12 protein-coding genes are annotated in these 26,486 nt (G+C 58.9%); 4 read left to right on the forward strand and 8 right to left on the reverse strand.

From position 1 onward, the window contains the following. Nucleotides 1–59: 59 nt before the first annotated feature. The 4 genes from ACZ46D_RS12890 to dusB all read right to left on the reverse strand — a co-directional run bounded on the left by ACZ46D_RS12890 (nt 60) and on the right by dusB (nt 16,808). Nucleotides 60–9,119 carry a glycoside hydrolase family 94 protein gene (locus ACZ46D_RS12890; protein ID WP_464927842.1) on the reverse strand — a complete coding sequence of 3,020 codons (9,060 nt, stop codon included), beginning with the start codon at nt 9,117–9,119 and terminating at the stop codon, nt 60–62. 302 nt (nt 9,120–9,421) lie between these two features. Next, nucleotides 9,422–11,038, reverse strand: a complete 1,617-nt coding sequence (locus ACZ46D_RS12895; protein ID WP_464927843.1) for a ShlB/FhaC/HecB family hemolysin secretion/activation protein — start codon at nt 11,036–11,038, stop codon at nt 9,422–9,424. Nucleotides 11,039–11,080: 42 nt separating this feature from the next. After that, the gene (locus tag ACZ46D_RS12900; RefSeq protein WP_464927844.1) at nt 11,081–15,082 is read right to left on the reverse strand and encodes a beta strand repeat-containing protein; all 4,002 of its coding nucleotides are present in this window, start codon (nt 15,080–15,082) and stop codon (nt 11,081–11,083) included. A 766-nt stretch (nt 15,083–15,848) separates the two neighbouring features. Then, nucleotides 15,849–16,808 carry a tRNA dihydrouridine synthase DusB gene (gene dusB / locus ACZ46D_RS12905; RefSeq protein WP_464927845.1) on the reverse strand — a complete coding sequence of 320 codons (960 nt, stop codon included), beginning with the start codon at nt 16,806–16,808 and terminating at the stop codon, nt 15,849–15,851. Between the two features lie 593 nt (nt 16,809–17,401). Between dusB and ACZ46D_RS12910 the strand changes: the two genes are divergently transcribed. The 4 genes from ACZ46D_RS12910 to ACZ46D_RS12925 all read left to right on the forward strand — a co-directional run bounded on the left by ACZ46D_RS12910 (nt 17,402) and on the right by ACZ46D_RS12925 (nt 20,276). Then, nucleotides 17,402–17,593 (forward strand): hypothetical protein, encoded by a 192-nt coding sequence (locus tag ACZ46D_RS12910; protein ID WP_464927846.1) that lies wholly within the window; start codon nt 17,402–17,404, stop codon nt 17,591–17,593. 195 nt (nt 17,594–17,788) lie between these two features. Beyond that, a complete protein-coding gene (locus ACZ46D_RS12915; RefSeq protein ID WP_464927847.1) occupies nt 17,789–19,282 on the forward strand; it encodes a methyl-accepting chemotaxis protein in 1,494 nt (497 codons plus the stop codon). 277 nt (nt 19,283–19,559) lie between these two features. Next, a complete protein-coding gene (locus ACZ46D_RS12920) occupies nt 19,560–19,760 on the forward strand; it encodes a hypothetical protein (protein ID WP_464927848.1) in 201 nt (66 codons plus the stop codon). A 72-nt stretch (nt 19,761–19,832) separates the two neighbouring features. Further along, nucleotides 19,833–20,276, forward strand: coding sequence for a hypothetical protein (locus ACZ46D_RS12925; protein WP_464927849.1), 444 nt, complete (start codon nt 19,833–19,835; stop codon nt 20,274–20,276). 15 nt (nt 20,277–20,291) lie between these two features. On the opposite strand, the gene ACZ46D_RS12930 is transcribed toward ACZ46D_RS12925, so the two are convergent. From ACZ46D_RS12930 to ACZ46D_RS12945, 4 genes are read right to left on the reverse strand one after another with little or no spacing between them, the layout of a single operon-like run. Then, a complete protein-coding gene (locus ACZ46D_RS12930) occupies nt 20,292–21,086 on the reverse strand; it encodes an ABC transporter substrate-binding protein (protein WP_464927850.1) in 795 nt (264 codons plus the stop codon). Next, complete coding sequence (locus tag ACZ46D_RS12935) at nt 21,068–22,306, reverse strand: acetate/propionate family kinase (RefSeq protein ID WP_464927851.1); 1,239 nt, start codon at nt 22,304–22,306, stop codon at nt 21,068–21,070. The genes ACZ46D_RS12930 and ACZ46D_RS12935 overlap by 19 nt, the downstream gene beginning before the upstream one ends. After that, nucleotides 22,303–24,411 (reverse strand): phosphate acetyltransferase, encoded by a 2,109-nt coding sequence (gene pta / locus ACZ46D_RS12940; RefSeq protein ID WP_464927852.1) that lies wholly within the window; start codon nt 24,409–24,411, stop codon nt 22,303–22,305. The genes ACZ46D_RS12935 and pta overlap by 4 nt, the downstream gene beginning before the upstream one ends. Before the next feature lie 36 nt (nt 24,412–24,447). Beyond that, a complete protein-coding gene (locus ACZ46D_RS12945) occupies nt 24,448–26,295 on the reverse strand; it encodes a class I SAM-dependent RNA methyltransferase (protein ID WP_464927853.1) in 1,848 nt (615 codons plus the stop codon). Nucleotides 26,296–26,486 lie beyond the last annotated feature (191 nt).

A 26,486-nucleotide genomic window follows, 5' to 3' on the forward strand; every position in this document is an offset into this window, starting at 1 on the left:
ACGCTCCAGCAATCACCAGTCTTGTCGTGCCATCAATGGGACAAGGCAAAGTTGGGGCACTACTGCTGGCCTCGTTTTCCACCGGGATGCTTTTTGGCAGCCCCGCTCGGCTCTTGCCGCAACCCCATCCTGACCACGACCCGATGTTTCACCAATTCGCGTTCCAGGGGGATCACCCCTTCGGGAACGCGCTGGCCATCGAGCTCCACCCAGGCAACCCCGCGCTGGCAGCTGTCCGGATTCTCCACCTGGATCGCGTAGATCGTTTCCCCATGCCGATAGCGGAGGCTGAAGCCCGGCCACGTTGCGGGGATGACCGGATTCACTCGCAGCTCTTTGCCCCGCACCTGTAAGCCCAAAACCTCTTCCACCCAGGCCCGGTACATCCAGGACGCAGCCCCGGTATACCAGGACCATCCCCCCTGTCCGATCCGCCCGGGCAACCGATAGACATCGGCCGCGACCACATAGGGCTCAACCCCGTAGTGCCAGACCGCTTCGGCATCGCGGGCGTGCTCGATGGGATTGAGCATACGCAAAAGCTGCACCGCCCGATTCCCATCCCCTTTGCGGGCCATGGCCATGGCCATCCAGAGGGCGGCATGGGTATACTGGCCGCCATTCTCCCGCACTCCGGGCGGATAGCCCTTGATGTAGCCGGGCGAGGGTTCGGATGTCTCGAAGGGGGGCGTAAAAAGAAGCACCAGCCCTTCATCCTGGCGGACAAGGTGGTTCCAGGCCGACTCCAGTCCCTGCTCGGCCCGCGCAGGGTCGGCAGCGTCGGAAAGCCAGGCCCACGATTGGGGCAGGGAATCGATCCTTGCCTCGGTGTTTTCCGCGGAACCAAGGGGAGAGCCATCGTCGAAGGTTCCCCGCAGATACCATTCCCCGTCCCAGCCGGCCTGCTCCGCCCTCTGGATCAGGTCCTGCCTCGCCTTTTGGTAGGTTCGTCCCAGTTCCGGTTCTTGCAGGAGATTGGACATTTCGACCATGCCCTGCAGCAACTCGCAGAGGAACCAGGCGAGCCAGACGCTCTCCCCTTTGCCTCCTGCGCCCACCAGGTTCAGGCCGTCGTTCCAATCCCCGGTCCCCATCAGGGGAAGGCCATGGGGCCCGATGGTCAGGCCGTGACTGACCGCGCGTTGGCAGTGCTCGAAAAGGGTGGCGCGTTCAAGGGTGACCTCGGGGGTGGAGAATACCTCGTACTGGTCATCTGCCAGGATGGGGGCGTTGAGGAAGGAGACCTCGGCCTTGAGGATATTCGCATCGCCGGTGGTCCGGACGTAGTGCGCCACCACATAGGGGAGCCAGAGCAGGTCGTCGGAAATGCGTGAGCGGATTCCGGCCCCGGCAGGTTCATGCCACCAATGCTGGACATCGCCTTCCTTGAACTGCCGACTGGCGGCGAGCAGGATCTGGGCGCGGGCCAATTCGGGCCTGGAATACAAAAACGCCAGGACATCCTGCAACTGATCGCGGAAACCAAAGGCGCCGCCTGATTGGTAAAAAGCGGAACGGCCCCAGAGGCGACAGCTTAAGGACTGGTACTGTAGCCAGCGGTTGATCAACAGATCGGCGGCCAGCTCGGGGGTCTGCACTTCAATGGTGCCGAGCAGGTTATCCCACCAGGCTTTGGTCTGCTCGAGCGCCTCCTCCAGGGCATTCTCCTCCTGAAAGCGGAGCACCAGTTCCCGGGCGTGGGCCACAGAGTCGGCCTGGCCCAGCATACAGGTGATCTCCCGTTGCTCGCCCGGCGACAGTTCCAGGGTAACCCGGAGTGTTGCGCATGGGTCCAGCCCAGCGCCGGTCCGTTGCGAGAGCCGGGTCAGCTCCATGGCCGCCGGGTTCACCAACGTGCGGTTGCGGCCGATAAAGGCGGTGCGGTCGCCGCCGTAGGAGTCGGCCTGGGGGGTTATGGCCACGAAGGCGACCCGCTCCGGATATTCGGGGTGATAGCGATTTTGCGCCAGCACGGCCTGGGCCTCGTCATCCCAGTTGGTCATCACATGCATCTGGGAGGTTTCGCGGTTCTCGCCCAGGGTCAATTCCACATAGTAGGTCAGTGAGAGCCTGCGCCTTCTGGCGGAACCATTGGTGAGCCGCAAGCGTTGCAGCTTGACCGGCTGTCCGCCGCTCTCATCCACGGGTACAAAAACGGTCAGCTCCTGATCGATCCCGTTGCTGTTATGCTCAAATACCGTATAGCCTGCCCCGTGCCGGGCCCGGTAGGCCGTTTTCTCACGGATCGGCGCCGCGGTCGGCGACCAGAATACGCCACTCTCCTCGTCGCGGATGTACAGCGCTTCCGAGGCTGGGTCCAGTACCGGATCGTTGGACCAGCCGGTCAGACGATTGCGCTGGCTGTTGCCATACCAGGTAAAGCCGGCGCCGGTTTCGCTGACCATGGTGCCGAAGGTCGGATTGGCGATGACGTTCACCCAGGGGGCCGGGGTGTTGGTGTCGGGGCCGAGATAGATCGCGTATTCACGGCCATCCAGGGTAAAGCCGCCCAGGCTGTTGAAGTAATGCAGCTCCATGAATGGCAGCGGCGCCGAGGGCTCCCGGACCGCACGTTTTATGCTTAGCCTTTCCAGCAACTCAGGAGCCTCCACCGGCGCCCGCAATTGCTGGGGAAGTGTGCCGCGGGCCGCCACCAGCAGGACACTGGCCACGCTCTTGAGGAGCTTCAGATCTTCCTCGGGAATGAGCGCCGCATTGCGCAGGAAGATCCCGCTCGGTTGATCCGTCGCGTTCATCAGGGAATGGGCCTGAATCAACCGTTCCAAGCGTTCCTGAAGCGGACGCTCATAACTTCCGGGTTCCTCGTTGAGGATCACCAGATCGGTGGATAAGCCATGCATCCGCCAATAGGTATAGGCCTGGAGCATCTGCCGGGCCAGACTGATATCCCGGGCCTCGCCAATAGTAACCAGGGCTATGGGCAGGTCGCCCGAGATGCCGTAGGGCCACAAGCCGGCTTGCCCCTTGCGATTCTCGGCGAGCTGCTCCCCGGCCGCACGCAAGAGGGGGTTGGGAAACAACAGATGACTTGCCAGTTGCTGGAAGCGGCGCGCTTCATCCGGTTGAATGTGCAGCATCTGCAACTGCTGCTGGGCCGAGACCCAGGCAAAATCCATGGCCCGGTTGATCTCCTGGGGCTCGGAATATTTATCCATCAACAGCAAAACTTTTTCACGGCTTGAACCGGCGGCGAGCACCAGGGAAACCTGGGTGTGTTGGCCCGGCTGCAGGGTGATGCTTCGCCGCAGGCTTAAGCTCGGGTCGAGGACAAATCCCTGGCTGTTGCCGAGATCTTGCATGGCCCCCATGGGTTTGGCCAGGGGACGGCCACGCCCGATAAACCGTTTCCGGTCGGTTTCAAACTGCCAACCTTTTTCAGGCGGGCTATCAGCCCCTGCCGGCTCACAGGTCAAACGGTGCGCCACAAACAGAGGCAGTTCGTTCTCGCTGCGTGACCGCCGGTAAGCCAGGAGAACTTGCTGTTCGGGGAGCGCTTCGGTCTGGATGAACAGCTTGTTAAAGGCCGGGTGCTGGCGATCCGCGCGGTGGGGGGCCATGGAGAGCTCAACATAGCTGGTGAGGTTAAGATGGCGGACGCGGGTTGACCTGTTGATCAGGGTAATCCTCCGAATCTCCACGTCATCTTCCGGCGAGACGATCACCTCGGTTTCACTGTGCAGCCCGTTGTGGTCACGCCGGAATACGGCCCGATCGAGGGCGAAATTGACCGAATACCCTTCCAGCTTCCCATCGGCCGGTTGATAGGTGCTGGACCAGACCCGATCCGAATCAGGCTCATGAAGGAAACAAAAGGTCCCCATGGCATCACAGGTCCGATCCGACCGCCAGCGGGTGAGTTCCTGGCCGCTCCACTGACTGTAGCCGCCCCCGCTGTTGGTGACCATCACGCCATAGCGGCCGTTGCTGAGCAGCAGGCTGTGGGGAATGGCGGTATGGGGCGTGGTAAAGATGCTTTCCGCCGGGGCAATCTGGTCTACGCCCAGCAAGGTGGGCTCATTCTCCCGCGTCGAGGTCAGGTGTAGCGCAGGCAGGGTCGGGATGCGTTCCTGGAGAAGCGCCTCAAAGGCACGGACCCGTGGATCGCTGTGAAAACGGCGCGGAAACGGATTGCCATGCAGGAAGTTGGTCAAGGCCAGAAAAGCCATGCCCTGGTGATGGGCCATATACGCCTTGATTATCACCCCGCGCTTGCCAACCCGCTGCGTTTGCCGGCTGAAATCCATGGCCTCGTAATACCCGTAATCCGCAAGCAGCCCCAAGCCGGCCAGTTGTTTCAGATTCCGCACGGTTTCATTGGGCGCCAGGTTCAGGGCCAGCAAGGTGGCATAGGGAGCGATGACCAGCTCTTCCTCCAGGCCGCGTTTCAAGCCGAGCAGCGGCACGCCGAACGCCTTGTACTGATAGGTTTTGTTGAGGTCCATATTGCCGAAGGCGGATTCGGAAATACCCCACGGTACGCGCCGCTTGCGGCCATAGGTGATCTGGACCTGCACCGCTTCCCGGGCTGCCTTGTCCAAAAGCGAGTGGCCGTAGGAGTACTGGAACAAAAGTGGCATCAGGTATTCAAACATGGTCCCGGCCCAACTAAGCAGCACGCGCTGTCTCCCGATAGCCCCATACAGTCGGCTCATGGAAAACCAATGCTCCAGAGGGATATCGCCCCGGGCAATGGCAACGAAACTCCCGAACCGCGCCTCGCTGGCCAGAAGATCGTAACGGGAAGTGTCCAAAACGTCGGTGGAGACATTAAAGCCGATGGCAAACAGTTTACTTTCCCGGTCATAGAGAAATCGCATGTCCAGCGCGGCGGACAACTCCCGAACATCCTCACGGAGCCGGGTCGTCATTCCCAGGGTTTCCCCGGCCAGCCACTGCGAGGTGGCGAATGCCTTGATAACCCGGTCGAGCCAAGGGGTGAGAGGCGCGCTGGCCTGGAGAGATTCCTCGCGGATCACGCGAAGAATCGTGATCGAGCCGATCCGGTCATGGGCAATATCGTGCAGCGAAGGCGCCTGTACAAGATCATGTCGGATGGCGAGCAGAGCCACCGAACCCAGCGGGGCCAGCTCCTCTGCGGTTTTTTCCGCGAGAATCTCGATCCAGGTGAGATAGCGGTCGCTGTTTTGGGCCCAGGCCGTGGCCTGTTGTTCCAGTTCCGCACCCCATGGCGTCGCCCCTGCGGCAACGACCATCGCCCTGACATTGACCTCAGTCCGCCGCTGCAGACGGAGAAGATCGACGATGCCGGACAACGGAGCATTCCATTCCGCCAGGAGTTGGTCGAGTGTCTGCCGATACAAATCGGCATTTTCTTCCAAGGCTGCGTCGTGCTTGAGGATTTCCCCGGTATCGGCCAGACCGGCAAACGCCTTGCCATCCAAAAGCGGACCATGCACCAACTCGTCAAGCCCCTGCTCCAAGGCCCACAGGGCGCCCAGCAGATTGCCGCTGTCCACCATGGAGACGTAGCGGGGTTCGAGCGGCACCAGGGTCTGGATATCGTACCAGTTGAGAAGATGCCCTTGGTGGCGTTCCAGACGGCCAATGGTTGCCATGGTATTGGTAAGCTTTTCCACGACCTGGTTAATGGCCAAATAGCCGGAATCATGGGCTCCCAGGGCACTGGTCATCCAGAGGCCGATGTTGGTCGGACTGGTTCGCATGGCCAGACTGTTCTGATGGGCAACCTGGTAGTTATCCGGGGGCAACCAGGAGGTTTCGGCGTTGACAAAGGATGAGAAATAGCGCCAGGTCCGCCGGGCAACCAGCCGGAGGAAACGGCGGTCCGTTTCGGGTAACGGTTTTTCCCGACGCTGTTCAATGGGGCGCAGATTGAGGAGCCAGCCGAACAACGGGGAGAAAAACCACAAAACGAGCCAGGAGGCGGCAACAGGCAGGCTGGTCGGCATGACAAGCCAGATCGCCGCACCCACGATCATACTGAAGAGGCTCCCCAGGGCCAGGTGCGCGAGAAAGAGCGGTTGGTGAAGGGAGGCGCGCCAATGGGTTGATTGAGCGGTCCACTCCAACAAGTTACGGTGGGAGATCATGCGGCGGTAGCAGACCCGGATGATGGCATCCAGGGCCACCGCTGCCTGGTGCGGCAACAGCGCCCCATCGATAACGGCCCGCAGCAGGTCGTGCAACAGTTTGGTCGGGGAGAAGTACATCAATCCCTTGTGGGTGGTAGCCATGGTGAAGGGCTGCGCCAAGGGGTGAAAAAGCAGTTGCATGCCGACCACCAGCGTGGCGATGCCACCGATTTTCGGGGAGATAAACCAGGAGGCGGTCAACAGGAGCAGGCTCGTGATCGGCAGGAGGCTGCGGCGCAAATTGTCGAGGATCTTCCAACGGTTCAAGGGGGAAAGCGGGTTCGGTCCCTGTCCGCCCGAAGCCTGGGGAACATGCGGGAAAATCCACCCCGCTATCTGCCAGTCACCGCGAATCCAGCGATGGGCCCGACTGCTGTAGCTCTGATACCCTTGCGGAAAATCATCAAAAAGCTCAATATCGCTGGCCAGACCAACGCGGACATGCGCCCCTTCGAGCAGGTCATGGCTCAGAACCCACTCTTCAGGGAACCGCCCGGAGAGCACCCGGCTGAAGGCGCGGACATCGTATATCCCCTTGCCATGGTACGATCCTTCCCCGCTTAAGTCCTGATAGACATCGGAAATCGCCTGGGTATAGGGGTCGATCCCCACGGCATCGCTGAAAAGCCGGCTGAAGACCGAGGCGCTCGTGCTCGGCAAGGTCGGGCTCACCCGCGGCTGGATGATGGTATAGCCGTCCATGATCCTGCCCGTGGCATCGAAGCGGGGTTGATTGAGGGGGTGGGCCAGGGTTTCGACCAGTCTGCGGGCCGAGGCGTGCGGCAACTGGGTGTCGCTGTCCAGGGTGATGATGAAGCGGATGTCTGCCAGCTGATCCGGGTCGCCCACATATACCAAAGCAGGAGCATTTTCCGGCCGCGTCCCGTCGATCAGGCAATTCAGCTCCTCCAGCTTGCCCCGCTTTCGCTCCCAGCCGATGAATTTCTGTTCGGATTCGCTCCAGGTGCGTTCCCGATGGAAGAGGAAAAAACGCTCGCCGCCATGGCGTATATTGAGCTCTGTCAGGTGTGCTCGCGCGATTTCGAGCAGCCCTTTGTCCTCTTCACGGGAAAACGTGGCGGAATCGGTGTAGTCCGAGAACAGGCTGAAGAACAGATTTGCTTCCTTGTTGGCCAGGTAGCGAATCTCCAGCTTTTCCACCTCGTCTCGGATCGTCTCCGCATTCACCAGCATCATCGGCACGACCACCAAGGTGCGGAAGGCATCCGGAATCCCAGACTTCTCGTAATCCATCTTGGGCAAAGGCCGGGGCGGCAGAAAGCGCGTGATCAGGTAATTGACCACCTCGATGGCCAACTGGCTGACCGGAATCAGCAGGAGCAGGACCAGCCCGACCCGGACGGCCGGCGACGGCCCAGTCTGGCCGAAGCCGGGGAGCAGGCCGAAAACGACGATCAGCAAAACGAACAGCGCGGAGAAGCCGCCGATGCCGAAGGCGTAAAGAGCAGGGTGGTGGCAATAGACCCATTCCAGCGTGCGGTAACGGAGCTTTTCGCGGCAACCCAACAGCCGGGCCAACTCGGCCCGTCCCTTGCCGACCAGCCAGGTGGTGACGTAGCTGCGTTGTGCATCGCCTGTTGCTTCATGCCCTGCCTGCGTCGCCAGCGTGATAACGCGCTCGGCAACCTGTTCCTCGGGTTGGCCGGCAGCGTGGGCAAGGTCTTCCACCGCCCGCCGACAACGGTCGCGGGTTGCGAAATCCATTTTTGCATAAATCCCGGAAGGATCGCGGCGCAACACCTGCTCCACCCGGCTGAGTTGCTCGAAGATCTCACGCCAGTCAAGCTGGGCAAGCTGACGCAGGCTGGTGAAGGCATTGCCGCTGGCCAACTGCTCCCTGGCCTGCCGGTTCTGTTCCCGTAGATTAAGGTCGTGCAGGGGGGTTTTGAGCGTGCGCTCAAGCCAGTTTTTGATCGGCGCCAAGGCGGCGGCCTCGTCGTACAGCAGACTGACCAACTGCGTAGCGAAATACGGACTGGGATGCAACTCTGAGGTGGCGAGTTCCTCTAAAATTGCGAAGAGTTGGTTGGCATCGCGGCGATTGGCGGCTATCAGCCGGTTGGCCCAAAAATCGGCCAACTGACGTTCGCGCAGATTGGTCAGAGCGGTCACGGCCAGATTCTGGATGCTCTCGATCAGCGCGATGCGCAGCATCTGGGGGGTCGCCCAGAGTTCGCCGATGGTCAGCGTGCGCACGGATTGGTAGGCTTCGATAAACGCCAGGATATTCTCCCGATCAAGACGCAGCTCTGTATGGGAAACAAGATTTTTGGCCAGACCATAGACGCACGGCAACCCGCGATAGGGATCAGAGGCCAGGGTGGGCAGCTGTTGGTAAAAACGCCGGGGAAGGTTCCGCAATACATCGCGGGTGTTCCCTTCCAGGATGTACTCGTTATCCAGGATCCAATCGGCCGCCGGCGTGGCTTTTTGTTCCAAGCGGCTCGCCGCGGCAAGGTCTTCACAGACCTGACGGACCCATTGCCGGGACTGTTTGAGGCGCTTGAGCAATTCAAAATTGCGATGGGGCTTCAGATCCACCTGCTGCTCCCGGGCATGACGTTGCGCATGCTCAATAACCTGGGCAGGGGAAAGCTTTACCTTGGGGATCCGCGCCTCGGACCGCCGCTCGCATTTGCGGTGCATGACGAACAGCGCCGGAGGGATATCGCCGTTTTCCCGGAGCAGAGCCACCGGACGCGGTAAAGATTCGACCGGTGCCTGGAGAAGCAGGACGGATTCCCCGGACACAAGCCAGCGGGCGTGATCCCGGATGATCCCAGATGCAACCCCGTACCTGGAGCGTCTTAACCATAACAGCGCGACCAGGCCGCCGATGGTGATCGTCGAGAGGAACAAGGTCAGCGTAGTAAAAAGGTTGCCGCTCGGAAACAAGCCCCACCAGGAGAGAACGAGAAAAGCAACTTCGGCTATCCCGCCGGACAGGATGACAGCCAGGGTCACGCCGTAAGCGCGGCGCCAGAGGAAAGGATCCGTAATGTGAACCTCTCCGTTCGTCCTCTTCTGCACCAAAGCGGTGCGGTGGAAGTCTTGTTTCCCCAGCTCCCGAAGGGCTTTGCGAGCTTCATCAGGTTTTGCGAAATAACCAATTAGAATGCCAACGCCCACGATTTATCCTTTACGCAACATAGCCTGAGGATCCTGTCAACGTGAAGTATTTCCCGTGACTGAAGTGCTCAGAAAGGAACTGTGCGGACTGTTCCAGAAGATTTTACAAAGTATTGGATCGAGAAATAGTGCTGGCACTAAAAGCCAATATAGACAGAGATGTGCCCGCGAAAGTCACCGGCTTGCTTGCTCCCGCCTGCATCCATTACCCGCGCCAAATCGAAGCGCATATTGAAGTTCCTCTGGATGTTCCAGCGAAGACCTGCGCCAATGCTGGCGATGGAGGTGTCTTGTTCGGCTTCCCCGGCCAACGGATTATTGGCAGCCTTGGCGAGGTCACAAAACAGCAAGCCGCGCAGGTTGCCTTCGCCGGGGATCAGTTCACCCGCCAGATTGGGCGTATAGAGTTCGAGATTGACGGAATAGCCGGTATCGCGGACAATTTCGCGCTCCAGAAAGCCGCGAACGGAAGTCGCGCCGGTAATGCCGAATTGTTCGCCGGAGACGAGGGCATCATCGGTGTACTGTGCGTTGAACGCGGCGCGGACTTGCCAGTTGCTCTCAAAGGCCTTCACCGTGCTGGCGCCAAAGCGAAGGATCGTGTAATGGGAAGACGCTCCATCCCCGCCATAGGGACTCGGCCGCGCCGCATCGAAATCACTCCCTTTTCCATTATCTGCCCCAGGTATATTGTGCGATAAGGTAATATAAAAATCGGAGATCCGCCCGGGCTTTGCCCAATTGCCGCTGTATGCCAGGCTCACGGGCCTCACGGTGATATCCACCGCAGCCGGCCCGCAGCCGGTCACGCCGAAATCGCCGAGCGTGCAGTCGTTTTCGTAGGCGCGATAATCGAGGCCGTAAACGAGCCGGTGCGAATATTCGCCTCGCCGCTTCAGCAACTGGTTATAGCGCAAGCCGTAAACAGCGCCCTGGCCGGAGAAAGCGAGCGGCCCGGCAACGGTTTGTGCGGTGCCGGCGCTTACATCCGAGTACGCGATGATGAAATCCATGGAATCGCCCAGAGAATACAGCGGCAGCCGATAGCTCGCGCTGTAGAGGCTTACCTGATCCTCCTTCCCCGGCGAGGTGACGTAATTGAGCGTGCCAACGTGATCGCGGTTGAACAGGTTGGCATGCTGCATGCCGACGCCGAGACGAAAGTCGCCCGTCTGCGGGTTGCCGGTATTGTCAAAGGTTAGAAATCCCTTGAGCGGCCGGACATCGATGACTTCGACGGTGGCGTCCACCACGCTCTGTTTTTCGCCGGGGCGCAAGACCACATCCACCTGTTTGGCCGGATTCTCGTTGCAAAGCTGCGCGTCCGCTGAGATATCCCCCGCTCTGGGTGAAACTTCTTCCCTGAGCGCCGGAAGGCCGGCGCGGATGTTCAAATCATCAAAAAAACGGTTGCCTTGGATGGTGACCTTGCCGATCCGCGATTCGATGACCCGCAGCGTGACTATCCCCTGGTCGAGGTCCTGTTCGGGGGCGACCACCCATACCACGCTAAAACCTCCGGCGCGATAGCGCTGCCGGAGAGCTTCGATGGCGCGCTGCACATCGGCATACTCGCGGTTTTTGCCGGTGAAGGGCTTGAGCACCGCGTCTATTTCATCGGACTGGAGCAACGTATTGCCTTCGATCTTGAAACGATCAATATCGAAACGCTCCGTCTGTGTCTGGGCAAAGCAAGGCGCCGATGTCAGCAGCAGCGCCACCGCAAGTACCATGCAACGAAAAATTAACGGCATGTCACCCCCTCTCCTGAACTCCGGTAAATCCTGAACAAAAAGTTATTTCTCATCGACTTTCTCAAATTGCTGCGGGAATGACCAGGTTTCAAAAAAATCTCCCCCGAAATCAGAATCGTAACGATTCAGGCGTGCGTTGAAATCGTTTGTCCCCCGCATCACGTCGAATCCCGGGTCAGCGTTGTTTGGATTCAAAGAGATATGCCAGAAGTTGCCGGGACGGTAGTAGAACTCGTTATTAATTACTCCGGCAAAAACAACCTGCACCGGATTGAAACCCAAAACTGGCTCGGCAGCAGCACCGATGATGATGAGGTTGTTGGGCGTGAAACCAAGGGTGTAATTGCTGTTGGCCGCAAGGCTGCCCTGGGTGATGGCGTATGGTCCGCCCAAGGCACTTTCGCCGGGGACGCGCGTGAGCGCGCCAGAAAGTACGGTATCTGCGGTGTCGGTGATGCCGAGTGCCGGGTTGTTTACCACCCCCGTAAAGCTAAAGGTCAGTGCCGGATCGTTCGTCCCGAAGATTTTGCTCTGGGGATTTGCGGCAACATTCAGCGGTGCTGGGGTGATTGTGAGTGTGTTGCCGGTGTAGGCGATGCTGTAGTTGCTGTTCGCAGCCAGACTGCCCTGGCTGATGGCGTAAGGTCCGCTCGCGACGCTCTCGCCCGCCGCGCGGCTGAGTGCGCCGCTCAATACGGTGGCCGCCGTGTCAGCGAATTGAAAGGGGCCGGTGGTGTAACTCAGCAGCGGGTCGGTCGTGCCGTAGGTCTTGGTGACGGGGTTGGCCGTCACACTCAAGGCGGCTTTATTGATGGTACTGAGGAGATTGTCGATGTAGGTGATGGTGTAGTTGGTGCTCATGTCGGCATTGAGCGCATCTTTGATCGTGACGCCGGAAGCACGGACGGTCTTGTTGCCGATACCGAAGTTCTTGTCAAGGAAGGCCTGGCTGCCGGCGCTGTTCACCACATCCCCGGCCCCGGCGATGGCGCCGACCGTCCCCGTGCCCGTGGCGGCGAGGGTGCCGTCGTAGGTCTTGGTGACGGGGTTGGCTGTCACGCTCAAGGGGGCTTTGTTGATGGTGCTGACGAGGTTGTCGATGTAGGTGATGGTGTAGTTGGTGCTCATGTCGGCATTGAGCGCATCTTTGATCGTGACGCCGGAAGCACGGACGGTCTTGTTGCCGATACCGAAGTTCTTGTCAAGGAAGGCCTGGCTGCCGGCGCTGTTCACCACATCCCCGGCCCCGGCGATGGCGCCGACCGTCCCCGTGCCCGTGGCGGCGAGGGTGCCGTCGTAGGTCTTGGTGACGGGGTTGGCCGTCACGCTCAAGGGGGCTTTGTTGATGGTGCTGACGAGGTTGTCGATGTAGGTGATGGTGTAGTTGGTGCTCATGTCGGCATTGAGCGCATCTTTGATCGTGACGCCGGAAGCACGGACGGTCTTGTTGCCGATACCGAAGTTCTTGTCAAGGAAGGCCTGGCTGCCGGCGCTGTTCACCACATCCCCGGCCCCGGCGATGGCGCCGACCGTCCCCGTGCCCGTGGCGGCGAGGGTGCCGTCGTAGGTCTTGGTGACGGGGTTGGCTGTCACGCTCAAGGGGGCTTTGTTGATGGTGCTGACGAGGTTGTCGATGTAGGTGATGGTGTAGTTGGTGCTCATGTCGGCATTGAGCGCATCTTTGATCGTGACGCCGGAAGCACGGACGGTCTTGTTGCCGATACCGAAGTTCTTGTCAAGGAAGGCCTGGCTGCCGGCGCTGTTCACCACATCCCCGGCACCGGCGATGGCACCGACCGTACCCGTGCCTATGGCTGCGAGGGTGCCGTCGTAGGTCTTGGTGACGGCGTTGGCTGTCACGCTCAAGGCGGCTTTGTTGATGTCCGCCGTCGCAGTCCCGGAACCGCTGCCGAATAGAGAAAATCTGCCGCTATCGCCACCAACGAGGGTAAAACCGGCATAAGTGATCGTCTTCCCGGCAACAGCGTTCTTGTCCGAGAAAGTTGCCCCTGAACCAGGGTCGACCAGTGTGACGGCACCACCGTCAGTGGGTGTACCCTTGAACGAAAGTGTTGCCGCGTTCGTACCATCATAGGTCTTATTGTTTCCCTGCGCGAACACCCACGCTTTTGCGTCCAAGAGTGCTGACACCTTTGTAACGTAACTTGCAATTTCCGCACTTGTATTGACGTATCCATTCGGATTGAAGCGAATTATTGCCCGAGGGGTGACAACAGAACCTGGACCCACGAAGGTAACCGTCCCCCCGGCGGCACCGGGACCGGTGCCATCATTGTCGGCGCGCAGAATCACGGAATCGAGATTAGTGTCGGCGGTGATCACGCCGTTTACGATCACGTTGTTGTTGGCGCGCAGGTTCACGGAACCACCACCGTTGGCGGTGACCGTGGTAACGCTCACATTATGCCCGGCGCTCACATCGATCACTGCAGTGTTGGCACTGGCGACGAGCGAGGCATTGGCGATCACGTCATTGCCAGCGATCAACTCGATCCCGGCGCCAATGGTGCTGGCGGTCATCGCGGCGTTGACAAGCACGTCATGTCCCGCGTTCAGCGTAAGGGTTTGGCCGGTAACCCAGGCAATCGCATCGGCGACAGTGATATCATTGTCTGCCAAAATCGTGCGGTTCGTCGCGCTCAAGCTGGCGATCACACTGGCCGGAGTCTCGTCCCCTGCGGCAGCGATTGTCCAATCGAAGGGGTCAAGCAGCCAGAGACCGGTCTTACCGTGCGGCGCCAGCGTATTGACTCTCGTGCCGTCGGCAAGCAATACATGCTTGCCGGAGGTTTCAATGAACCCACCGTCGCCGGAATTCGCGCCGCCGCGCGCAGTCAGGGTGCCGCCGATCGACGTGTCGCCCTCCGACCAGACGATCACTTTGCCGCCATTACCGCTGGTGATCGCGTCGGCCGTAACGCTCGAGTCAGGACTCACAGAGGTCACCGAGGCGTTCTGCACGGACGGATTCTTCCCTTGGTAGTCGCCGCCGACCAAAACGGTACCGCCACCCGTCGTGCCGGACGCGTCGACATTCGCCGCCATCAGCCCAACGCGATTGCCCAGCAGTTGGACGGTGCCGCCTTTGCCTGTCGCCTCGCCCGTGCCTTTGGCTGCGATCGTGCCGGATACTTGCGTGGTACCGGTTTCGGACTGAATGGTTATCTCGCCGCCCTGCTCACCGTTGGCGCTGAGGCGGCTGCCGGAATCTAAGGTCACGTCCTGCTTCGCACGCAGGACGATTTTTCCGTTGATGTCGCGCACCACCTGGTCGGCATCGATGATGCCCGCATTGCGAAGCACCGCGCCGTAAATGCCGACTTCCCCGCTTTGCGCAAGGATCTCGCCGAGGTTGACAACGGAATTATCGCTCGCCGTGACTTCTACCCTCACCCCCGGTGTGCTGGAGTCGAAGATCTTCACCGACTGACCGGCGGCCAGGATTACGTCGCCCTGAGGGCTGTTGATGATGCCGCTGTTGGTGACGTTTGCTCCGACCAGATAGACGCTGCCACCCGAAGGCGTGGTGATACTGCCCTGATTTTCCACCTTGCCGGCAAGCGAGTTGGCCGAGAAATTGAGCCGACCCTCGAGAAAATCCTGGTTGCTCAGGTTGAGCGTTGAGGCCACCAACCCGGCCACGTCGATGTGTGCGCCCTGCCCGACCAGAATGCCGCTCGGATTGATCAGGAAGACCCTGCCATTCGAGGTGAGCGTGCCGAGGATGGATGAAGGATCGGGACCGATAACGCGATTGAGGACGCTCGAGGCAGCGCTTTGCTGAATAAAGCGGGTGGTTTCGCCCGCACCGATCGAAAACCCTTGCCAATTGATAATTGTTCCAGGGCTGTTGCTGATGTTTAATGAACTTCCCAGAGTGGAGAAGCTGGCCTGGCCCGCAACCACGGTTGGATTTGTGCCATTCGCCCTGGCTTGGCCTGCGGCAAAGAGGGAGGCAATCGCCGCAGTAATGGCTATCTGTTGCCACAAGGTTGAAACAGGGTTGCCCCTTGCTGTTATCATCGATATCACCCATACCAGATGTTCAAAAAAGAAAAGTCTTTATTTTTTTGCTACACCCAAAGAAAAAGAATGGCGGGAAAAAGCACCTCGCCATTTTTCTGCCGACAGGACACCTGAAGTTTATAGCTGTTGATGGTACCCTTCCATTCTGTCGGAGGTTTGCAACCTCGGCGGCGCCTCAAACAGTGCAAATTCATTTTTCGGCAGCATCTCCAGAGCTCGGCTAGGGGATAAAGGGGATTTTTAAAATGCCCTGGCTGAGATTGTTTGGCGATCAGATGGGATATTAGGTCGTAACACAACAATCGAACGCAGCAGATGCCGCATTTTTATGATGCACCAATCGCACCCAAGGGAAACAGGCCTTGGCGTTTGCTGTTGTTATTTGAATAGCAGAATGTGTGCCAGGAGTGTTTTTGCCGGGATATATGCTACTATCATATTGAAATAATATGAACTTAAGTGACTAATGAGAGGGGAGATGAATGCTTTTGAGGAGAGCGCTACCTGACATATCAGGAATTTCCTGACATGTCAGAACATGTCGATATGACAATATAATTACAGGGGAAGACCCCCCTTCGTTTTCTGCGGTATCCGGTTCCAGATATATTGATATGCAGGCAGAGCGAGTGAGATCCTATCCCTGTGATCCGGAAGAGATAGTATGAAATTCAGAGGGTTATTGGGCCGAGGGAAAAGGCGGTGCCGGAAGACATGGTTTGAGCCCGTGGCTGTTTTCGTGTAATCGCATCCCCGCAGTAGTTCAGGCAGAGGGTTTTAATACCCGTTCGGCAAGGGTCTGGACCAAGGCCTTCAGCTCAGGGTAGGTGGAGGTGGCGTCGATCTGTTTGCGGATGGCACCGCCATTGGTTGTGCCGCGAAAGTATTTCCAGGCGTGGTTTCTGATTTTAGAGAGGTTTGGTTCCGGGGCAAGGTGGATCTCGGCGAGTTCAAGGTGGCGTTGCAGGGCCTTGATCCTGTAAGCCATGGAGGGGTGCTGATTCACACCCCCTGAAAAGATCCAGGGTGCGCCCAGGGCGGCCCGGCCAATCATCACTCCGGCGCAGCCGATTTTTTTAAGCAGGGCCACCCCCTGCTCATGGGAGGTGATGTCGCCGTTTGCAAAAATGGGGATGGAAACGCTTTCCATGATTTGCAGTATGACCCTGTGGTCAATGGGGCCGGTGAATCCGTCGCTCCAGGTGCGGGCATGGATGGCAATGGCTTGCGCGCCTGCGCCTTCCGCAATTTTGGCAATCTCCGGGGCGGTAATGGTGTGCTGGTTCCAGCCCGAGCGGATCTTGACGGTCACCGATTTTGTTGAATTTTTATAGACAGAGGTGATGATTTTTTCAGCAAGGCGCGGGTTTTTCATCAATGCGGCTCCGGCGCCTGTCTGGACGACTTTTTCCATGGGGCAGCCCATGTTGATATCGATACCGGCAATGGGCTGTTCGCTGAGGATTGCCGCAGCTTCTCCCATGGTGGTGGGGTCGTTGCCGTAAAGCTGCATGATCACCGGCTGTTCTGCGGCGTTGGTAAGGAGCAGTTCCAGGCAGTCTTGTTGCTGCGCCACCAGGCCATGGCAGTCGATCATCTCGGAATAGCAGAGGCCAGCCCCATATTCTTTACAGAGCAGGCGGAAGGGCAGGTCGGTGCCGCCGGCCATGGGTGCGAGAATGAATGGATTTTTAATGGGGATTGTCCCAAGGGAAAAGGTCATCGCAGGCTCATGGTGTCGGCTGGTTTTGTGAAATGAAACAACAGGGAAGATGGAGGGCAGCGTGAGCGGCATGCCTCCGTCCCGCAAGAGACTGAGAATTGTGTGATAGGCCGGTGCCGAAAACGAGGCGGGGTAAAACCGAACCCCCTTGCCGGGTTCGGGAGGGTTGGCTGCGGGGTCTTTATGGTGGGCAAGGCGCCGACGGCCACAGGGCTCGCAATATATCGGGCTTTGGCGCAGAGTGCAAACAGCAAAAAAGACTGTGCGGAGAAAAGTGCTTGGTTGGAGAAGGATGCGAACTGGGATGTCGTTGGCTTGCTAGTCTGCGCAAAAAAAAGAAGACCGACTTCGCGGGGAAAGTCGGTCTTCTTTTAAGGAGAAAGGAGATAAGAGTTGTTTTACTGTCTTTCTGGTAAAGCAACAAGCGTGCCAATGGTTTTATTTTTAATGTAATTTGGTTTTTTGCAGGAATCATGGGCTGTTCTGGGGGGTGGCTGTAGGCGGGAAAAAGTGGGCGGGGTACAAAATTTTGAACGGGAATAAAGGGGCGTAGTGGTGATTAGGCAGTTTGTGTTGTTGTTTCAGGATGTTGTATGGGTGCAAGTTTTTTTGTACCGGTGGAGAGAGAGTTTTGCTGGGGAGGAATTGAAAAATGCCATGAGGATCGTCAAGGTGGAGGGGATATTGCTGGACAGGGGTACAAAAAATTATACTTGTCTGGGCAGAATATCAGAAACAAGTTGTGGAACCTTTCCATCGGTTTTTTTGCCTGTGAACTGGAGTGAAGCCTTCCGGCCCATTTGGGTGTTTAATGAAAAGAGATCGGTCCGCCTCGTTTTTTTGGTTGGCACCCTTGGCGTCACTATTTCTGGCAACTAACGGGAAAGTGAGAAAAATAGTGGTAAAAAAAGCAAGAGTATACGATATAATGCAAAATAGTTGAATATGGCTTTAATGATGTGCGCATAAGGGGAGGGGTTATGAGAGAGTGGTTTGACGGCTTGAGTCTGCGGGTAAAGCTTTTTCTTATCGTTGGGTTTGTTGCGTTTTCCATGGTTTCAAGCGTCGCGATTGCCCAGTTCATCATCCAGCGGGTGCAGATCGGGGGCGCGATGTACACCGGCATCGAACTCAAGATGGATTACATTGACAAGGTCGCCCGGATCCGTCTCAATCTCAACCTCCTCAACAGCATTCTTAAGGGCCAGATCATGGATTACGATCCGGAAACCTTGAGTGGTCTGAAAACCACCAGCAAGAAGTTTGACGAGGCCATTGCCGAAATGCGGGAAAGTCTTGTTAATCCCGGAGGCAAAAAATTGTATTGCGGGTCATGCCACGCGGTGGATCAGGCCCCGGCGGTTATGGCGTCCTATGACGAGTTGACCGCCTCCTGGCCGAAGATGGAAGAGATCATCAACAATAAAATCCTGCCGGCCCTGGAAAAAGGGGATAAGTCCACCGCCCTGGAGGCCTTTGACGGGGAATTTTTTGAAAAGTATTACAGCCTGATGGGAAGCAGTAAGGCCGCGGTTGACGAGCTGCGCGGGGGACAGGAACTGACCAAGGCAAAGGCCATGGCCGAGGTGAAGATGTTCGGCCTGTTCTTCATCATTGGTGGGGTTATCTCTCTTGTGGCCGTTGGCCTGTTCGCCTTTTTTGTCGTGCAGATGCTTGTCCGTTCCATCAATGCCATTGTCAGTGATCTGGACGAAAGCGCCGATCGCATCTCGGAAGAGGCCCAGGCCACGGCCAGCACCTCCCAGATGGTGGCGGAAATGGCTTCGGAGATGGCGGCATCGCTGGAGGAGACCAGCGCCTCCCTTGAAGAGATCACCGCCATGGTCCAGCAGAATGACGCCAACTCCGGCGAGGCCAATTCCGGGATGAAGCAGAATGAGGCGATTGGTGCCCGGGCAAACGCCAATGTGGCGGCCATGCAGGTTTCCATGCAGAACATCAAAAAGGACAGCGACGCCATCGCCACCATCATTCGGGAGATCGAGGCGATTGCCTTCCAGACCAATCTCCTCGCCTTGAATGCAGCGGTGGAAGCGGCCAGGGCCGGGGAACAGGGCGCGGGTTTCGCCGTGGTTGCCGATGAGGTGCGCAATCTTGCGCAACGGACTGCCAAATCGGCAAGAACCTCCAGTGATCTGATTGAACGGGCCATCGCCAACGTCAATGACGGCCTGAAAAAGGTCAATGAGGTTGTGGCGGAATCCACGGATGTGGTCGAGGGTTCTCGGAAAGTGGCTATTCTGGTGGAAGAGATTTCCACCGCTTCCCATGAGCAGACCCAGGGGGTTATCCAGATCAACAAGGCCGTGACCGAGATGGACACCGGCACCCAGCAGATGGCGGCTAATGCCGAGGAACTGGCAGCAGCCTCCGAGGCAGTCACCTCCCAGACTTTGATGCTCCGCGATAATATCGGCCATCTTACCCGCTTGGTGGAGGGGAGTAGGGATTAGAAGAGGTAGCGGGGGGCGACCGTTCCGTCTTGCCTGACGACTTTTTAAGATTGTACGTTTTTGCAAGAGGCCGCACCCCATTCCGGGGTGCGGCCTCTTCTGCTTCGTCTTTGATTTCAAGATATCTATGGTGCGCTTTGCCGGCAAAGGGCGCATGGCAGGGATCCTTTTCACCATCCCGGTCAAGATTATCACCACAGACAGGGCAGGCTCAATGGCGCGGCCTTGCCCGCCTTTCGGGCATTATACAAAAAACACCATCCACACAGGTAACCGCATGTCTTTACGGGATTTGGCACGGGAACTCTATCGGGCGCAGCAACAGGTTGAGCGGCTGGAAAAACTTCTGCTTTCCGCAGCACCGGAGGAGGAGATGACGATTCAGAGCGAGCTGCAGGATGCGCGGGCTGAACGCCAGCAACTCCAGAAAATAATCGATGGCCGGAAGGATTCTGCCCCTCTGCCGCGAAGGTTCTGAAACCCCCGGCCTGGTTGCGCACTATTTGGGAAGCCGAGAAAGCGGCGAGGCAAAGAAAAAAAGAGGAGTGATATGTGCATTGATGTGCGAAAAACCTGTGAGTGCGGCGCCAGAACCGTTCAGTTTCATCTCCGCGATAACCTTCTGCAAGCAGACGTCATCCAGCGGGTATTCTGCCCGAATTGTCCCGGAGATGCTCCGTTTGATGGGCGTTCCATGCTCAACGACAACGGCTGGGTGGTTGAGTATGATATGCTCCTCGCCACCATGCTGCTCACGGCAAAATTGCAGCTGGACCCCGAGGCGGTGCACCCGGAATTCCTCTTTGATCAGGGCTATGCCTGCTGGCTGGAGATGTATCCCGGCGAACGGGAGGAGATCCGGGAAGAGAGGGAAAAGATCATGGCCCTTCTGCGCGAGGATCAGCGCCAGTATCTTCAGGCGATCCTGAGCTGGAACATCGACCGCGTCACTCGCCTCAAGGCGGCGGGGTGGCGAAAGGCTCAGCAAATCTGAGGCGGGCTCGGCTGCTCATTGGGGCAACCACCTCTTGAGGAGTTGCTCCAAGGTGCCATCTCTTTTCCAGGCTCCAAGGGCGGAGTTCACCGCCTTGAGCAGGGCAGGATCGTCGCGGCGCATCGCCCAGGCAAGCTCTTCGCTGGTCAGGGGAGTCTGGAGCAGAACCAGTCCGTCTGCGACGGTTGGGGCCACATAGGAGCCGAGCACCGGCCCATCGTGGATGAAGAGGTCGATGCGTTTGTCACGGAGCGCTTGCACTGCGGCATCCGGCGAGGAGAAGAAAAACGGTTCCGCCGTAGGGCAATAGCGCTGGACAAAGATATCCCCGGTGGTTCCCTTTTCCACGCCGATGGCCTTGCCGGTGGCAAGAATCGCTTGGGCGGACGGGAACTTCTCTTCCCCGTCTTTGGTGGTTAGGGCCATCTGGCTGATGGTGAGGTATGGCTCGCTGAAGGCCACCTGGAGCTTGCGCATCTCGGTGATGGACATGGCGGACATGATGATGTCAACCTCCCTGCGCTCCAGGGCGGGGATTTGCGCTTCCCATTCCAGCTCAACAAACTGGAGTCTGCTGTGGAGCCTTTTGGCAAGCAGGGCGGCGCATTCGGCTTCAAAGCCGGAAATCAGGCCAGTTTCCGCGGTCTTATGGATAAGGCAAGGGTAATTTGGCGTAACCCCCACCCGAAGCACCCCGTTTTCCCAAGAAGGCCGGGCGCTCCTTTCATTCAGGCTACAGCCGACGAGGCTCAAGAGAAGGTAGCCAGACAGCACGGCCATGATCTTTGTTGTCATTGTTTTGCGAGACATAATGCGCTCCCTGATGAGTCAGCCTCCAGACAGGCGATCGTCTGTTCGGCAATTTCCAGCTCTTCGTTGGTGGGGATAACCAGGATTTTCACCCGGCTGGCTCCGCTTTCCAGGGCGGCACATCCTTCCAGCCGCCCATGGTTTTTCCCCTTATCCAGTTCCAACCCCAGATGGGCAAGGCCTTCGCAGCACCCCGCCCGGATAAAGTCGGCGTTTTCTCCGATGCCGCCGGTAAAGATCAGCCCGTCCAGCCCCCCCAGCACCGCATGGTAGGCGCCGATGTATTTCTTGATCCGATAACAGTACATGGAGATGGCAAGTTGCGCTTCCGGATTGCCGCCTGCTGCAAGCTCCCCTACGGTGCGCATGTCGTTGGCCCCGCAGATCCCCTTGAGCCCGCTTTCCTTGTTGAGGATCGATTCGATCTCCCCGGAGGCAAGCCCGGTTTCCCGCTCCAGGTAAAAGATGATCGCCGGGTCGAGATCGCCGCAGCGGGTGCCCATGATCAATCCTTCAAGAGGGGTGAGACCCATGGAGGTGTCGATGCACCTCCCCTGTTGGATGGCGGCGGCGCTGGCGCCGTTGCCCAGATGCAGGCTGATGAGGTTGAGGGTGTTCAGTGGTTTTTTTAGAAATTCGGCACTTTTTTTCGCCACATAGCGGTGCGAGGTGCCATGGAAGCCGTAGCGCCGGACTTGATGTGCCTCGTAGAGCTTTTTGGGGATGGCGTAGCGGTAGGCGTGGGGGGGAAGGGATTGGTGGAAGGCGGTGTCGAATACGGCAACCTGGGGCACGGACGGAGCGCTTTCCATGGCTACCTCCATGCCGAGGAGATTGGCCGGATTGTGCAGCGGCGCCAGGGGGATCAAGGCCCGGATCGCGGCCAGGACCTCGGCAGTAACCCGGGCGGGTTCCTTGAATTTCTCGCCGCCGTGTACCACCCGGTGGCCGATGCCGCTGAGTTCCCCGGTGTCGGCGAGCGCCCCGGTTTCCCGGAGGACCGAGGCGATCAGGGCAAAGCCCTGCCGGTGATCGGCAATGGCCAGGGTCCGGATTGTTTTGCGCATCCCGGCCTGGCCCCCACTGAGAGAGTGGCTGAGGTGGCTGCCCGGTTCGCCGATCTGTTCGAGGCTGCCGGCGGCCAGCACCGATTCGTCCCGCATGTCGAAGAGCTGGTACTTGATGGACGAGCTCCCGGAGTTGAGCACCAGAACCTTCATGGGGTTTTCTCTTGTTTTGTCTGAACGGCCTGGGCCTGGATGGCGGTGATGGCCACGGTGTTGACGATGTCGGGCACGGTGCAGCCCCGGCTTAAGTCGTTGACCGGCTTGTTCAATCCCTGGAGCACTGGGCCGATGGCCACGGCGTTGGCCGAGCGTTGCACCGCCTTGTACAGGTTGTTGCCGGTGTTCAGGTCCGGGAAGATGAAGACCGTGGCCTTACCCGCCACCTGGCTCTCCGGCAGCTTGGTTTTCGCCACCCCGGCGTCCACTGCGGCGTCGTATTGGATCGGCCCCTCGATCTTGAGGTCGGGCCGGAGTTCTTTCGCGATCCGGGTCGCTTCGCGCACCTTGTCCACGTCGGCGCCCGTGCCCGAGGTGCCGGTGGCATAGGAGCACATGGCGACCAGGGGTTCAATGCCGTAGAGCTTGGCGGTGTCCGCCGAGCTGATGGCGATTTCCGCCAGCTGCTGGGCGTTGGGGTCGGGGTTCACCGCGCAATCGCCGTAGACCAGAACTCGGTCGGCCAGGCACATCAGGAAGACGCTGGAAACAATGGAAACCCCGGGCTGGGTGCGGATGATCTGCAAGGCCGGGCGGATGGTGTCGCCGGTGGTGTGCACCGACCCGGAAACCATGCCGTCGGCCAACCCCTTGTGGATCATCATAGTGCCGAAGTAGTTGACGTCGGCCACCGTGTCAAAGGCGGTTTTTTCGGTGATCCCCTTGTGCTGGCGGAGGGTGAAGTAGGTTTGGGCGAATTCCTGGCGCAAGGGGGAGGTGATCGGATCGATAATCGTGATGCCGGTAAGGTCGAGGCCGAGATTGCTGGCCGCGCCGCGAATTTCCGCGGGGTCGCCCAGCAGGGTGATCTCCGCGACTCCACGTCGGACAAGGATTTCACTGGCTCGCAGAACCCGCTCTTCCGTGCCTTCGGGCAGGACGATGTGCTGTCGGTGCCTCTGGGCCATCTCCACCAGATTGTATTCGAACATCAGCGGGGTGACCCGGATGGATTTCACAAAGGAAATCCGGCCTTCCAGCTCGGGCAGGTTGACGTGCGCCTCAAAAAGCCCCAGGGCGGTGGCGATCTTGCGGTCGTTTTCCGGGGTGAGCATGGGGGGCACAGCGCTGGCGTTCATGGCCGTGGTAAAGGTGTCGGTTTGCACGCTGACGATGGGGATGGTCATCCGCAATCCTTGGAGGAGTAAGGCGATCTGGGGGTCGGGAACGAAGCCCCCCGAGAGGAGCAGCCCGGCGAGGCTCGGATAGGTGCTGGAGAAGTTGGCGGCCAGGCTGCCTAAGATGATCTCCGAGCGGTCGCCCGGCGCGATGATCAGGTCGCCTTCCACCAGATGGTCGAGAAAATGGGGGAGGCTCATGGCTGCCACCTTGAAATCGGCCACCCCCCGGTTCATCTCCTCCGGGTCTCCCATGATAATCTTTGCATTCAGAGCCTTGGCGATCTCCCCCACCGTTGGTTTTCCCAGAAACGGTTCCTCCGGCAAAACATAGACCGGCCCGCATTCCACGCCGCATTCCCTAAGTTTTTCCCGCACCGTCTCCATGAGTTCGGGCTCCACCCGGTTGACCACGCTGGCCAGGATGGTGCAGCCCTTCTTGAGGAAGGATTCCTGGGCCACATGCAGGGCGTCGAGGATATCCTCCGGGGATTTGTCATGGGAGTTTAAGAGCAGCAGGATGGGGCAGCCCAGGTTGTTGACGACCTCGGCGTTGAACTCAAATTCAAACGGCAGGGAAAGCCCGCTGAAATCGGTGCCCTCGCAGAGGACAAAATCGCATTTGCTTTCCAGGTGTTTGTACTTGTCGAGAATGGTTTTGAGGATTTGGTCGGCGTGGCCTTCGGCGGAAAGGTGCTGGGCCTCGTCGTGGGACATGGCGAACATCTCGTCGTAGTCAAAATCAAGGCGGTAGCGGGTTTTGATCAATTGTAGGTTGTTGTCCGCGACCGTATCCGAGGGAATAATGGGGCGGAAATAGCCGACCCTGCGCAGCCGGCGGGAGAGCAGCTCCATGAGGCCCAGAGCGACCACCGATTTGCCGCTCTGGGGCCCGATTGCCACGATATACAGGCTCTGCGCCATGGGGATGTCCTCGCGTGGAATTATGCTGCCTTGGGATTAGGCCTTTGGCTCCAGCAGCACCAGGATCTCCAGATTGGCCGATCCTGGAAACATGTCCAGAGGCGCGATGCGCCGCGCCTGGTAGCCGTTGGCCTGCCATTCCTTGAGGGAGGGCGGAATCTGGTCCACCCCGCAGAAGATATGGAGGACCTTCTGCGGCTTCCTCCGGGCCAGCGAGGCGATCACCCCAGGCAGCGTGCCCTGGCGGGGCGGGTCAAGGAGCATCACCTCATTGGGCATGGGTGGGGGGAGCAATTTTTCCAGATAGCCGACGGTGATCCGGTGGGCGAGAAACTTGGTCTGGCCGCCCCGGTGCTTGTTCAAGCGGCTGTTGGCCTCGGCGGCCCGGATGGAAGGACCTTCGCCATCCACGGCCAGCACCTGCCGATAAGCGGGAGCGAGATAATGGCTGAACAAGCCGTAGCCGCAGTACAGGTCGAGCAGCGACTGGTCCGGGGCTGGGGCCATCAGCTCTTTCGCCCGCTCCAGCATGGTTTCCACCATGGATTCGTTGATCTGGGAAAACGAGGTCGGATGGAACTGGTAGCGGCAGTCGCCGTAGGTTGCGCTCAACTGGTCCGGTCCGAAGAGCTTCTTGAAATGCAGGGTCTCGGCGGGCCGCTTGGTTTCCAGATAGTAGTCGGACTGAGTGGGGTCAAGGTAGACAAAGGCCGCAGAGACTGCGACGGGAAGTTTCTGGAGATGCTCGCTGAGCAGTTTCATTTTGCGGACCAGCGGCCCGTTCATCAGGTCCACATTGAAGATCACCGCCTGTTCCGTGTAGCCGCCGCGGATGATGAGATAGTTGAGATGCCCGGCGATCAGCCTAAAGGCCGGCTCGCTGAGTTTTTGCTGAAGAAAGCGGTAGATCTCCTCGTGCTCTTTGGGTTCCAACGGTGAGGCGGTGAAATATTGCCGGTTCTTGGGCAGGGCGGCTTTGTCTCCCAACAGCAGATACAGGGTGGAGCCATGGAGGAAGGCCTTGCGTTTTGAGGTGGTGCGGTAGCCCCGGGCCTTGGGGGAGCGGATTACCGATTCGGGATGGCCGGGCAGCCGGTGCTGTTTCCAGAAAGTCATCAACCCCTGGTCTTTTATCTGCAGCTCCATGGAATAATCGAGATGGGCCAGAGGAGAGCTGTAGAGGATGGCCTGGCCTTCCGGGCCAATGGTTGAGGGGATGAGCGGCTTGAGAAAGCTGGCAAAGGAGCGATCAGTTGCCGAGGCAGGCGCCCAAAATTTTTGCTCCTCGGATTGTTCCTCCTGGGGGTTTCTGGCGCTTTTAAACCCACGCTCTGGAGAGGAATCAGCGGCAGTCCTGCGGGTTTTTGGGCCGAAGGTTTTTTCTGGCCCTGATTTTCTCTTGCGGCTGGGTGGGCGCTCGGGTGCTGAGGCAGGCTTCCGGCAGGGTTCCTCATCGAACTCGCAGCTTTCCGGCCGTGGCCTTTTGCTGCCGGTAAACCCACGACCGGGCGCGGAAGCAGCCCCAGGTCTGCGGGGTTTTTTGTCGAAGGGTCTTGCTGACGGTGATTTTCTTTTGCCGCCGGATGGGCGATCGGTTGCCGAGGCAGGCTTACGGAAGGGTTCTTCCTCGAATCTTTCCGGCCGTGGCTTTCTGGTGTCGGTAAACCCACGACCGGGCGCGGCAGCAGCACCAGGCCGACGGGTCTTTTTGTCGAAGGGTCTTTCTGCCGGGGATTTTCTCTTGCTGCTGGATGGGCGATCGGTTGCCGAGGCAGGTTTGCGGAAGGTCTCTTCCTCGGATCGTTCCGGCCGCGGCTTTCTGCTGCCGGTAAATGCACGACCGGGAGCAGAATCAGCACCGGGCCTGCGGGTCTTTCTGCCCACGGGCCTTTCTGGCGGGGATGTATTCTTGCCGCGAGAAGGGCGAGCGGTTGTCGAGGGCGTGTCCGGGCTGCTGTTTCTTGCGCGGGCTGGTTTCCGGGGTGGATTTTTTTTGCTTACAGACAAGGGATCACCAAGAGAAAAGAAGGGAAAGAAATAAAAAAAGTATACACGCTAGCCGGTGATGCATAAAG

The organism is Thiovibrio sp. Mzg5 (genome assembly GCF_055379285.1).